Genomic DNA, 12,995 nt, shown 5'->3' with positions numbered 1-12,995 from the left:
ATAGTTATGGTATCAACTAAGCCTTCCCCTCTTGTCTCAGGTTATTTTCTTAAGCCTTTTTCTCCTAGGTTCGAGCATGTCTAGCCATTTTGTTTTTATCAAAATAATTAAATCCTCTACTTTTCCTAAAAACATCTTTATATTACCTAGAAATAAATACATTTTAACTTATACTATCTAAATAAGATTTTGTATAGGAAATTTACATGACTTTTTTCCACGTAACAATAAATTTATATCAAAGCATAGAAATTATAGGACACATTGCTAGGAGCTGGTTTTACACTTGTTTATCTTTGTTTTACCTTTTTTATACTCTTTGTTCTTCAAGGTTAATAAAAGGAATTTCAGGTTTCTTCTCTTTTTGTTTTAACTAGGCGAGATACAACAAGATGATCTTTATCTAATTGATTAAAACTATGTATGACTTTTTATCTATCCCGATTTATTTTTAAGGTGTGATTTTAGGGAGTACCGTTTAGGGCGAGGGATAAAGTCACTTGATCAACTGTTACCATAAAATTCATATTCTGAAATATGATATTCATAGATAGGAAAAGAGAGTTGAAAAGCTTAAGGGAGAGATTATTATCTCCTTCCTTTGAGCTAATCGTAATATACGGTAGGAGAAGGATTGGTAAAACTGCTTTAGTTTTAGAGGGGTTTGGGTCTCATTGAATTTCATTTATTTTGTATTCAATTCTCGGCCCCTGGATTTCATCGAAGTCATGGTTGCTCAATCATTCTTCTCCGTCCCTTTCGCGGGAAACCCCCCACCCCGCATTATAGCGAGGGAAACCCGCACATCTTAAGTTTTTTCCTTCTCCCCACCACTATTCGGGAATTTACCATCCACATCTGTGATGGGGATCTAGAAGATATATAGAATGCAAAGTATTTAAACTTCACGCTTTAACGAAAACAGTTTTCAACGGCAATAAAGGATTTTGAAAAAGATAGTGTGCATTATTTAGCAACGGAGAAGAATAATTTGCAAAAATTTAAGGAGGTTGCAGAGAAGAAATTTCCAGAGTTACGTTAAAGAAGATTGGGAGTCAATATTTCACTTCCTTAAGGATAAAGTAATCATAATTGATGAATTCCCTTACATGATTAAAGAAGATGAGACTGTTCTTTCAACTTTTCAAAAAATTGCAGATGAAATGAAATACACTAAGACTAAGATTATTCTAATTGGATCGTCAATTTCACTAATGGAAGACGCTATATCTTATAAAAGTCCCCTGTACGGTAGAAGAACTGCTTCTTTAGAACTAAAAGAGTTAAAATTTAAGCACTTAAGGGGACTTTACCTTAATCTTGAGGAGGCAATTAGAATTTATGGTTTTGCAGGAGGAGTTCCTTTTTACTTACTCAAAGTTAAACCACCATTTTATTCATGGATAAATGAGGAGTTAAAGAGGCCAGACACTTTCATCAAAGATGAGGTTGAGTTTCTCTTAAGATACGAATTTACAGAGATTGGAACTTATAAGGAAATACTTCTAGCAATTTCTATGGGAAAGAATACACTTGGTGAGATTAAGGATTTTGTGAAGATTAAAGGAGATATAAGCTCTTATTTAAAGAAGTTAAAAAGAATAAGACTAATTGACAGACTACAACGAAAAGAAGAGAGGAAGATACATTATCAAGGATAAGTTTGTAAATTTCTGGTTCAAGTTCATTTACCCTAACCTATCTTTTATCGAAGAGGGGATATATGAATTTGAGATTGAAAAGTACGAAAAGGAGTATTTACCATTTGTATTTGAAGAAATTGGAAGAGAGTATGTGAAAGACGTGTATAAAGAAAAAGCAAGAAGGGTGTGGTATAAGGATGTTGAGATTGACATTGTGGGTGATAAAATTGCTGGAGAGGTAAAGTGGAGTGATAACGTTGATCCTTCTAAATTGCTTAGTGAGTTAGAAGGAAAGGTTAAGAGACTTAACATTCCAGCTAAAAAATATGTCCTAATAACAAAGAGTTTCTCTAAAAAAAAATTGAGGATGTTGAGTTAGTTGACTTAGAGAAAATGAGAAGTTGGTTTATAGGGGTTTGATAGGCAAATGAGTCACTTTTTGCTCTAGAAGTATGGACGAATTGCCCAACCTTCTAAAGGTAGAGATAAAATTAGATGCCATAATTTGGTAAACGTTTAACCATAATTTTTAGTCAATTATTAAGATATTTCTTGGATTAATTAAAAGAAAGTGTTTAGATGTTATTTCGAAATTTTAGAAGTGATAGACCTTATAAGAGTAGATGAATTGAAAACTAAGCACTCATACTATCTTCTTAATCTCTAAATGAAGACTTTAATGTAAAATTCTTTCGCCAAAATTATCCCATAATGATATTGTACAAGTATTATAAAAGGATTTTTGTTGATATAGAATAACTATACAATTGATAGTCCTTATAATACGTGAATCTTACATTTTTGTTAATATAATTTTATAGTTTGATGGAATTGATTTTGATTTACAAGCATTTCATGTTTTTACCTAAAATTATATGATTTTAAATTTGGATATCCTTTTTTTCCTTCTACTGATATACTACGTCTAATATTATCTTGAAAAATAATAGAAAAATTTTTAAATACAATAAGTGAAGATAACTAGATAAATATGCAAAACGCAGAACTAGATGGATTAAAAAAATTAAGAGGTGGAGCATTTTTCATAATCATATCTCCTTTATTAGAAACTATAGCGTTTATTCTGTTTTTACCTAGCTTAATTGGAGGTGTATTTGCTGGAGGTGCTGCTGGTACTGCGTCTGGTGGTGCTGCTGGAGGTGTTGCTGGTGCTCTTGGTGCTGCAATTGGAGTTACAATAATTTTTATAGCAATGATTGTTATAGGTGCAGTTCTAGGAATATTAGGTGTTTTAAGGTTAAGAAGTGGATTTTCTATTTTGCAAAGTTTAGGAAGAGATGTAGGTATTGGAAGTACTGGTGGTACACTATATTTAGTAGGCCTAATTCTAACATTAATAGGAGCTATTTTAACATTGGCAATTATAGGAATATTTATTTTAGTAATTGCGGCAATTTTAACACTTATTGGTGAGATCCTCTTAGGCGTAGGACTATACAAGGTTGGTGATGTTTACAATGAAGGGTTAACGAAAATTGGTGGAATTTTAGCTGCAATACCAATGGGTTTAATTAGTTTCGTTGGTTATATATTAGTATATATTGGTTTAGGAAAAATAATAAATATGGTTTCGTCTGGTGTAAGCCCAATGGCACCTTATGGTTATCCTCAACAGCCTCAGTATCAGCCTACATATCAACAAACTCAATATCCACAACCAACATATCAACAACCACAGTTTTATCAGGTTGGTCAAGGCGTTATTAAAAGTGATGGTTACGCCAAAGTATATTTGTATACAACAACATCTGGTGTTATAGTTTCTGCTGTTATGCAAAATCCTCAGTTAACATCTAGCTATATTAATCCAATTACAATTAATCCAGGTAATAATGAAATTACAATATATTTTGGTAATGTTAGTCAATTACAAATAGGAAATCAATATGTTATAACCATAACAATAAATGCTGGAGGTAATATGATACCAGTTAATGCAACAGTAGTATATCAGGGTTAATTTTTTATTTAATTAGGAAGTTCATTTATTTTCCATTTATTATTTCTATTCTCAGTATGACTAAAAAGAGAAAGCTTTCATGAAAATAGGATTCAAATCGTCAATTATTGCAAATTCTAACCTTTTAATTTCTTGTCTTTACCTTGTCATGCTCTAGACGAGTATTAATAGTGGTAAGGGTATTATTACCAAGAATAGGTGTTGAGATGCTGAGGAAACTCTTAATAAGTTTGCAAAACTATGATATTAGAATTTATACTATACAAATTCACAGTAAGCTGTTAGAGGCAATAACATTTAATGTCTCACAATATTTTTCTTAAGAAGAATTAGTTCTTATAATCTCGTCGCATTTCAATGAAAAAGATTGTAATCAAATTACAAATTTTGATTAGAGTTGCAAATAAGAATTTCATAAAAGAATAACTTCAATATCAACTTCTTATCCGTGTTTATACCACTGAATGAAGTTCTTATTTAGTAAATCACGTTTTGAAAGTTTTTCCTATTAACGGTTCTGAAGGACAGTATTTATCGTCTTCTTTTACTATCCACGAATGTTTAAGTAACTGAATTAGATAGTTATAAATTTCAGAATCACTAATCTCAATCCCTTCTTTAGCCTCTAATGATCTTTTTATTTCACTCCAACTAGCACAGTTACTAATTGTTCTCATAGCAGTGTAATACCTTTCTTTAGCAATGTAACGTGGTTTAAGGAAATTCTCAAATTCTCTGTAGATAAGTTTTTTAGCATATTCAAGTGTTTTTCTCACACTTTCCTCATAATTCCTAGTTTGATAGTAAGTAAAACCGAAATATGTTAACCAACCTGGAATTCCTCCAATTGTTTCGTAAACCTCTTCTTCCTTGTTAAAACTTATGTTAAGTTCTTCAAATCCCTTTTTTAAGAACTTAATAGCAGTTTCTTTATCAAAGGGTTTTAATTCAATAGTTGAAAATGCTCTGCCATACAAGGGGCTTGATGAATCTTCAACTTTTAGAAAATCATATACCATTCCCATTTCAGAACCACTTATAATTATTTTAACGTTTTTTAAATTATCAAAGGCATAAGCTAAAGATGGTAAAAGATTAACTCCTCTCATCTTTACAAGCTCTTGTGCTTCATCAAGAACTATAACACTCTTTCCGGTTTGTTCAAGAGAGTCAAGTAAAGAGGAGAAGGAGAACCTTTCTTCTTTACTCCAACTAAACTTTACTTCATTTCCCAGGATTTTAACACCTTTTATGTTCTTTAACGCGTCTATTAACTTGTTGTATTTCTTTCCAAGTCTATTTATTTCATTTTGTAGATCAAGGAGAAAATCCCTGTAAGTAATTGTATTCTTCTCTTCATATTTTCTTAAGTCAACGTAAATTGAAAGATAATCCTTTAATTCGTTCAAAACGATTTTAATGAGTGAGGATTTACCAGTTCTTCTTAATCCAAGAACTAGAACTATGGGGGTTTCTAATCTTTTTAATTTCTCAATTTCTTTCTCTCTATCAAAGAAATCTTTTCTATCTACTTTTGGTGTTGGGTCAAATAGCAACTTCTACCCCCAGAAGTTACTTCTACCCATAGAAGTAAAATAGTTAACTTTTCATAGAACATCGATATTGGCGTTTAAACCTCACTTATTTGGTTCATTTTCTTCATTACATGGAGTATGTCCATAGTGTAATCGTAAAGGTATAAATTATTTCTATTTTCTGCATACTTTTAATGTTTAGTGTATATAAACATTTTAGTCTTGTCTTTATGTAGAGATTCCTACGCTTTGAATTTATACCTAAAAGACGACATTATGAATTTGTCCTACAATTTCTAGGCTTTGATAGAAATCTATTACGTGGAAAAAGGTCATGTAAATTTCCTAAACAATATATATGGAACGAGATCTTAAAATTCCGTGGAAAACATGGAAATTTGTACAAGATGTGGAAAACCTAGAGAAAGCATATTTGAAATAAAATGCAAAAGATGTGGTGGTCCATTTAAATACGTAATTGATTTTGATTATAAGGATAAAATTAGGGAAAATTTCCCTTATGTTAAGGAATGGATTTCACTTGGTGAAGGAAATACACCATTAATTAAGTTTCAAAATGTGTATCTTAAACTTGATTTCTTAAACCCTACTGGTTCTTACAAGGATAGAGGTTCAGTAACTTTAATTTCTTATTTACATCAACAAGGGATAAAAAGGATAGCTGAAGATTCTTCTGGCAATGCTGGTGCTTCAATAGCAGCTTATGGTGCTTTAGCTGGAATGGAAGTTGCTGTTTTTGTCCCAGAAAATGCTAACCCATCTAAGCTTAAGCAAATAGAAGCTTATAATGCGAAAGTTGTTAAGGTAAAAGGAAGTAGAGAAGATGTAACTAGGCAAGCTGAAAATTCTGGTTATTATTTTGCCTCTCACATTCTCCAACCACAATTCCGTGATGGTATTAGAAGCTTAGCTTATGAAATATACAGAGATTTTAAGCAAGTTGAGTATGTATTTTTACCAACTTCTGCAGGAACTTTGCTTCTTGGTGTTTATGAAGGATTTAAACACTTATTAGAGTCTGGGAAAATAGAAAGAATGCCAAAACTTATATCTGTACAAACAGAACAAGTTATGCCAGTATGTGCTTCTCTCAAGGGATTAAAATATAATCCACCAGAAAAAGTTACTTCAATAGCGGATGCATTAGTCTCAACAAAACCATTCCTTCTACCAGAAATGCTTACAGTATTAAAAGAAACTGGGGATTGCGTAGTTGTAAGTGAGGATGAAATAAAGGAAGCTTGGAAATACTTAGCTAAACATGGTATTTTAGTTGAGCCAAGTTCAGCAACTGTTTGGAGTGCATATCAAAAATACAAGGTGAATAATGCTGTTTTAGTCTTAACTGGAAATGGATTAAAATCTCTTTCAGTTAATGTAAAGTAAAGTTTTTGTTCTTAGTAATTTGTCTTAATTCCTCTGTTAGTTCTTGATCTTTCGAATTTAATTCTTAGTTACTCATGTATTAGCTGTTGGGTAATTTAAGGCTCCACTGCGAATTGTGATAATTTCATAATTGAAAAAAATTCTAATTAAACTGTATTTACAAGTAATCTAAATAAGGTTCAAGTTTGACGCGACAATACTGTAGAAATACATATAAACATCTTTCTTATTTTTAAGAGACTTTTCACTTATTTCTTAATTTGTAATTGATTGAGACAAATTCAATTCGCAATGGAAACCTGAATTACCCTAAGAGACTTCTTCATGAAACAAAACACACTAGAATTCCTCTCAAATTTAATTTACTTTAGGTAGGAATGAAATCTCTCTTTCGTTTCATTTAAAGCTTTTTCAGCAATCTGATAAACATAATTAGCTGATTCTAATGCTTTTTTACAATATTCCTCATCATAAATCTCATTTGGCGGTGTTCCAGTCTCTTCATCACCGTAAAATGATGGAATTCTCTCTAAACTTAACCATCTTGAGATGAACTCAATCTCGCCGATGTTATTTTTTAGCCATTCCGGAAACTTCTCCTTATTTTTAACAAGTTCTCTGCCAGGGTCATGAGTCTTAGGTACTTCTAAACCATACAATCTAAGAATTGCTTTTACACTTAACTCTACAACTTCTTGAGAAGATCTAACGCAATAAGCATAGTCCTTGTCAACTTTTAATGCTTCTTCAGCATACTTTAACCTAATCTTAGCTTCTCTCAAGTAACCTTCAGCTAAATTAATATTATTCAAGTTCAAAAACCTCCCCAGGCTTAATCTTAGTCAATATAACGACATGTCTTTTCCTTCCATCCTTAATCCTAACTGCACCCAATTCCTCCAACCTTTTTCTTATTCTTTCGAATGTTTCTTTCATTATATTGTCCTTGTCGTATAATATTATTGCGTCAAATACAATATCTAGGTATAATGGCCTAAATCTCGTTGCTCCTTTAACATCAAGAAAAATAGGCATTACTACCCCTTCGTAACCTTTTTCCCTTAATTCTTTATAAAAACCTTCCTCAAGTATTTTATCAACTTCAACGATCTTAGTAACTATGTTGTACCTGTTCTCTATTTTATTTAGTACAACAAGCAAATCAATATCACTATCTTTTCTTTGGTCACCTCTAGAGTAAGATCCGAAGAGAACAATAGAGACTAAATTATCACCGTAAACCTTTAAGAACGCGTTTACTAATGAATCCCAATTCATATTATAATATCTTTTTTATGCTTTTTAAGTTGCAGTATATGAGCATGAGGTCATTGATAGTTCCTTCATCCTATGTTTACATAATATCCGAAAGTAACTCGCATAATTAACTACTGAATCTAATATAAAATGAAAATTATCCAGCTCATAAAAACTGTGCGAATCCAAATGTACAAGATGAGAAATAACGTATTCTATTACCACTGATGTAATTAATGGAAATAGTTTGATCTAAAAGATAAAATTCCAATTCATAAGTTAATTGCTAGGTTATTCTAAACTGTCGATCAAATACCATAAATTAGAGAACTAACACAATGCTAACATTCTCTATGCTAAAGCTTATCCCTTATTCAGAAAGTAAATATTTCCAAAGAGGGATAAATTGTATATCTTCAACTTTATCCTCATAATCCCATGTTACAACGATTTTCTTCTTCCCCTTAACATCTTTCAAGACTTCAACTTCTCTTTTATTAATATCATCTTTCCCTTCAGCAAAAGTTACTTGAATAAATTCATTCCTTGTCACAAAGTCAATTTCCCCTTTTTCACTTTTATAATATTGAAGTTTTTCTCCCTTTCTAGCTAAATGTATTGCTACTGTGTTCTCCATTATTCTTCCTATTGAGTTGTCAAGTAAAACTAAAGATGCAATCCCAGGATCAACAAGGTAAATCTTCTTTGGTGAGACCAACCTAGCTTTAGGACTTTCAGAGTACCTTTCGCATGGTAATATTAAATAAGCCTCAATCATTGCGTTAAACCATTCTTCAACAGTGTTTATGCTTAGTTTTAACATTTTAGAAAATCTATTTAAAGAAACTTCGTTAGAGTAATATGAAAGTAATGAAAAGGCAAAATCGTGAAAGGTTCTTATCCTTTTAATTTTGAGCCTAAAGATTATGTCCTTTGTTATTATGTCAGATACAATTGAATGAATGATATCTTCAGAAACCTTATGAACTTCTGGAAACCCACCAAGCTTTAAGTAGTTCTCTAATTCTCTCTTTATAACACTTTCAGATAAAGAAGTGAAGGTATCATTTACTCTTTCAATTTTTATTCCTTTGAATTTTAGATATTCTGAAAAAGAGAAAGGGAATAGAGTGTAATCAATATGTCTCCCGGTAAGATGAGTTGATAATTCACCAGAGAGCATTTTTGAATTACTACCGGTAATAATAATTTTCTTCCCTTCTTCCCTTAGTCTATTTACAAATAACTCCCAGCCCGGGATATTATGTATTTCATCAAAGAGAAAATAGTCTACATCGCCAAAAAGTTCATATATTGCCTTTTCAACCTTGCTGAGATCTTCAGCCTTTAAGCTGTAAAGCCTTTCATCATCAAAGTTGACATAACCGTAATTTGAACCCCTAACTAAAAGTTGAGAAAGGGTTGATTTCCCACTTCTCCTAACACCTAATATTGCTAAAACGTTTGGTGAAGATACATACTTCCTTAAGTCTGGTGTTTCCCTCTCTATAATACGTTCTCTTTCAAATTTTTTCTCTAATCTAACCTTTTGATCGAGTATTATTTGTTTTAATGAGTTCACAGCTAAACTTTATCAGTATACTAAAAAAGTCTTTCGTAAAACTTTATCAGTATACTGATAAAGATGAGGTAATTCAATCTTCGGAAAAGATGACTGTTTACCTTGTGATTTCATTAAAATACTATAAGACAAAGGAGATTTGTTATCTATATAAAAAGTGAAAATACTGCTGATCTTTAATGGAGAAAGAGTTTTTATCACTGGTTTTTTCAACTAAAAGATATCATTTCATATAAAAATTCAAACTACCTAATGCATTAGCAATTTTGTTTTTCTAAATTTATTAAATAAACAAGCACATTTTTTACGATATAAAACTTCCTTGAATATGTTACTAAATATGCTTAAATACGTAAAATGATCTAAAACTTCCTATCTATGTCAACAAGAAATGAAATTCCTTAAAGAACATGATCTTAAGCGTTAGTAACGAGATATATAAAGAACAAGATATTATCTAATATTTCAGTCTCTAGTTGTTTATTAATCTCAAATTTCTCGAAGGTATGGAATATCTTAGAAAAAATATCATACAAATCTCTAAGTAGTTTATAAAGCTCATCACAGTCTAGTCCCTTAATTTTCTTTTAGAAGAAATTCTTACATATCTCAATGGTTCTATCCTCCCATACCTTTCTTCTATATTCATTAACACTCTTTGAGAATTTGCTACACTTCTTTTCGCACTCATGAAGATTTTTGCAAATAATCTCGATACATTTTTCTTTTAATCTTATCGTGTAGTACTTATTTATTTCTGTCTCGTTTTCATATAATTTTCTAAAGAACGAACCTATTTTTAGGAAATAAAACTTTTCCTCTAGTGAAGGAAAACTACTTGAAAGAATCTCATTTATCATATGTACAATCTCTTTTATTTCCTTTTCCACTTCTGGTGAACTCATTATTTTTTCTATTATTTCTTCCCTCTTTAACGAGTATTTTTCAAGTAAGTCCCTCGTACTTTCCAATTTTCATCACTGTTTCAATTACGTTTTCTAAAGTTTCCTCATTTTCAATATGATGATCTAAAAGTCTAACAAAATACCCTTTTCCTATTTTCTTAATCCATGCTGGGTAATAGAGGCCTTTACATAAAGTATAATCAAGCTTTATTTCTGTTAGAGGAATTTACTGAAGTAGTTGCTTTTAAAGGTCTATGAGTTTTAGTGTCATTATAGTTCAATGCTTTGCCAAGAAGAGTTAGTTCTGACTCTTTCTTCTCATTAAGATAACATATATTACCAATGTTGAAGAACTTCAGATAATTTACACTGTAAGGCAAATATTTTACTTCCATATTTTTCTCTATATAAATAGTTGATATAATGTCCCTATAACATATTAATTTGCCTTTTCTTGATGGTTTTAAGTGAGTAGAAAAGAAATCAAAGTGTGGTAACCATCTGTTTTTCTCTTTAAATAGATTTTCAAGCTCAATAGGTTCTTCATCGCTTTCGTAACATCTTACTCTATAAAAGAAAGGTACATCTCCTAACCACACGAATATTCCTCCTTCCTTTATGAATCTAGCTAAATTATTATTCAGTGAACTCAAAGTATCATATTCTACATTAAATAAAGAGTAAGGCATAACATCTTGAAGCATAATCAATATACCAGGTTTTTCTATTGCTTTAGTAACGGTATTATAATCTAAGACTTGAAAATTCTTCTTTTGGATAAAACTTTTGATCACATCTTTACTAAGATGAAGAAATTCCATTTGTGTGGATTCAATATCATAATCGTAATAGACCCAAATCATATAATACTATATTAGGCTGAGGATAAAAAGGGGTTCTTCCTCTAGTAAGTTTTAATGTTCTTATTTTTTTCTTAATCGTTAAATAGTACTGACTTCCTCCGCTTTAGGGTGGAGTTTCCCTCATTGATTCGTGGTTACATCTGAGGGACAGTAGAGAGAATCAAAGAACCCTCCAATCTTGCCTGTTTTTGATCTGTAAGTTTTGTGAGCATTCATCTCTGCCTAAAGGCTTTTTGCCCACACTTCATGTTAAAACTCTAAATACGCTGAATCGCTAATTCTTATTTCTCTTCTAGCAAACCTATCATCTAATGTACCAAATCTAACTATTGCTGGTTTATTTACATGAAAGCTAGTTAGTCCATGCTCTTCATGGCTTATTATTATATCTTGTTCTCTTAAAATAACTACATACCTATCCAGAAGTATTCCTAAGAGTTCAACTAAATGAGGAGAAGTCGCATGACCATACTTTAACTTAAGTTTTTCTTCTTTCTTTGCTAGGAAATCTAGGAATTTGTCTTTCTTCTCCCTTACCTTTTGCCTGTATATTGTATCTACATTAGGTACTCTATTTGTAGCTAACCCTAAAATTTCTCTTATTTTATCTCTGATCTCAGAAAGTATTTCATTGTTCCTATATTCTTGTAACTCCTCATATACGTTAATTAATCTAATAACTTTCTTTAATTCTTCATCTTGCGAAATATACTCCCTAATGAATTCTTCAACTAACATCTCCTCAATTTCTGGGTCTGCAAAAGTTCTGAACCTTGATCTGTATTCAGTTCCAGAAAGATACTCAGAAATAATACTATTTGTTAAGTCTTCTAATGAATCATAAACTTTCTCTACCTTCATTACTAAATCTCCTTGTAGTCTTATCACTTGATCTTCTGATAATTCTCTCACTTCCCATCTGTGATGAGTAAAGCCCATTGCCTTTTTTAAAACTTCTAACCAAAGTTTCTCATTTAAAGCAAAGATTACTGAAATATCAAATTCTGCCCTCCTAGAGAAGATTTTGCCAGATGTGTCATCTATTCCAAAGATGTAAACCATACCTTTAGATGGTTGAACTAATACATAATCCATTACTATAGTATGATTTTGAGTTAGAAAACTCTTAGCCCTATAATAATGATCTTCAGAAAGGAAACAGTCTGGCCTTTTTATTAATTCTTGTGGGTTATCAAAGAGTAATGTTTTGCAATCGTCCATAATTCTTTTTAGTAAACTAGTAGTATAAAAAAATTTTTCTGTAGATAGTTTTCATGAAAGTTGTCTTATTTTGAGTTCTTTATTAGAAGAATTGCAATGTCCTTTAAGTTTTCAGATATTAGAATATATTTTGTGAGGTTAAATCTAATTTCATTAACTATTTTAACTATTTCATAATTTGTTGGAACGATTAATGCAAAAGGCTTATCTTTTGGGAGGATAAAATTAAAGAATTTCTTAGGATCTTTTATAATTTTTAAAGGAATAACCATACTTTTATCAAACCCAAGAATGTTGACTAATGATCTAATATCTTCCTCAACATTGTATTCATAAATGTGTGAAACCTCAACCATACTATTGGTTGTCTCTTTACTCTTATATATAAATTTTAATTCGAAAACTTCGAAGAGGTTAAGGTAAAATTTTTCGTAATTTTAATGTAATCTATTATTTGTCGTTTGATTTTTTCTCAACAAAATGCAATTTATTATTTCTTATTACGATGACGGTAATAGATAGTTATGTCATTTATTTCTATTTGAAAGATAATTTAGAAGAATTATGCTTCTAATTATATTCAATCTTTTAAGTGAACATT

At 30.9% G+C, this 12,995-nt stretch carries 12 protein-coding genes and 1 pseudogene; 5 read left to right on the top strand and 8 right to left on the bottom strand.

Annotation, left to right across the window (positions count from 1 at the left end; all coding sequences use genetic code 11):
* The first annotated feature begins 537 nt into the window (after positions 1 to 537).
* From ACAM25_RS13160 to ACAM25_RS13145, 4 genes and pseudogenes are all read left to right on the top strand, one after another.
* Complete coding sequence (locus ACAM25_RS13160; protein ID WP_369610155.1) at positions 538 to 678, top strand: ATP-binding protein; 141 nt, start codon at positions 538 to 540, stop codon at positions 676 to 678.
* 283 nt (positions 679 to 961) lie between these two features.
* A pseudogene (locus ACAM25_RS13155) lies at positions 962 to 2,063 on the top strand (ATP-binding protein); the annotation flags it as partial.
* Positions 2,064 to 2,634: 571 nt separating this feature from the next.
* Positions 2,635 to 3,624 carry a DUF973 family protein gene (locus ACAM25_RS13150; RefSeq protein ID WP_369610154.1) on the top strand — a complete coding sequence of 330 codons (990 nt, stop codon included), beginning with the start codon at positions 2,635 to 2,637 and terminating at the stop codon, positions 3,622 to 3,624.
* Positions 3,625 to 3,794: 170 nt separating this feature from the next.
* On the top strand, positions 3,795 to 3,947 hold the full coding sequence (locus ACAM25_RS13145; RefSeq protein WP_369610153.1) for a hypothetical protein: 153 nt from the start codon (positions 3,795 to 3,797) through the stop codon (positions 3,945 to 3,947).
* Between the two features lie 162 nt (positions 3,948 to 4,109).
* Here ACAM25_RS13145 and ACAM25_RS13140 read toward each other — a convergent pair whose 3' ends face one another.
* On the bottom strand, positions 4,110 to 5,180 hold the full coding sequence (locus ACAM25_RS13140; protein ID WP_369610152.1) for an ATP-binding protein: 1,071 nt from the start codon (positions 5,178 to 5,180) through the stop codon (positions 4,110 to 4,112).
* Between the two features lie 369 nt (positions 5,181 to 5,549).
* Between ACAM25_RS13140 and ACAM25_RS13135 the strand changes: the two genes are divergently transcribed.
* Positions 5,550 to 6,566: a pyridoxal-phosphate dependent enzyme gene (locus tag ACAM25_RS13135; RefSeq protein WP_369611694.1), complete on the top strand. Its 1,017-nt coding sequence runs from the start codon at positions 5,550 to 5,552 to the stop codon at positions 6,564 to 6,566.
* 362 nt (positions 6,567 to 6,928) lie between these two features.
* Here the strand turns inward: ACAM25_RS13135 and ACAM25_RS13130 are convergent, their stop codons facing one another.
* The 7 genes from ACAM25_RS13130 to ACAM25_RS13100 all read right to left on the bottom strand — a co-directional run bounded on the left by ACAM25_RS13130 (position 6,929) and on the right by ACAM25_RS13100 (position 12,750).
* On the bottom strand, positions 6,929 to 7,378 hold the full coding sequence (locus ACAM25_RS13130; protein WP_369610151.1) for a HEPN domain-containing protein: 450 nt from the start codon (positions 7,376 to 7,378) through the stop codon (positions 6,929 to 6,931).
* Positions 7,371 to 7,844: a nucleotidyltransferase domain-containing protein gene (locus tag ACAM25_RS13125; protein WP_369610150.1), complete on the bottom strand. Its 474-nt coding sequence runs from the start codon at positions 7,842 to 7,844 to the stop codon at positions 7,371 to 7,373. Before ACAM25_RS13125 ends, ACAM25_RS13130 begins: the two co-directional genes overlap by 8 nt.
* Before the next feature lie 349 nt (positions 7,845 to 8,193).
* The gene (locus ACAM25_RS13120) at positions 8,194 to 9,405 is read right to left on the bottom strand and encodes an ATP-binding protein (RefSeq protein ID WP_369610149.1); all 1,212 of its coding nucleotides are present in this window, start codon (positions 9,403 to 9,405) and stop codon (positions 8,194 to 8,196) included.
* Positions 9,406 to 9,992: 587 nt separating this feature from the next.
* Positions 9,993 to 10,376, bottom strand: a complete 384-nt coding sequence (locus tag ACAM25_RS13115) for a hypothetical protein (RefSeq protein ID WP_369610148.1) — start codon at positions 10,374 to 10,376, stop codon at positions 9,993 to 9,995.
* Positions 10,377 to 10,510: 134 nt separating this feature from the next.
* Positions 10,511 to 11,173: a hypothetical protein gene (locus ACAM25_RS13110; protein WP_369610147.1), complete on the bottom strand. Its 663-nt coding sequence runs from the start codon at positions 11,171 to 11,173 to the stop codon at positions 10,511 to 10,513.
* A gap of 249 nt (positions 11,174 to 11,422) precedes the next feature.
* A complete protein-coding gene (locus ACAM25_RS13105; protein ID WP_369610146.1) occupies positions 11,423 to 12,394 on the bottom strand; it encodes a hypothetical protein in 972 nt (323 codons plus the stop codon).
* Between the two features lie 65 nt (positions 12,395 to 12,459).
* A complete protein-coding gene (locus tag ACAM25_RS13100; RefSeq protein WP_369610145.1) occupies positions 12,460 to 12,750 on the bottom strand; it encodes a DUF4898 domain-containing protein in 291 nt (96 codons plus the stop codon).
* Positions 12,751 to 12,995 lie beyond the last annotated feature (245 nt).

This window comes from Sulfurisphaera javensis (genome assembly GCF_041154675.1).
Taxonomy (GTDB): Archaea; Thermoproteota; Thermoprotei_A; order Sulfolobales; family Sulfolobaceae; genus Sulfurisphaera; species Sulfurisphaera javensis.
The sequence above is the reverse complement of the archived record's forward strand: the minus strand, read 5'-3'. Positions and strand labels throughout refer to the sequence as shown.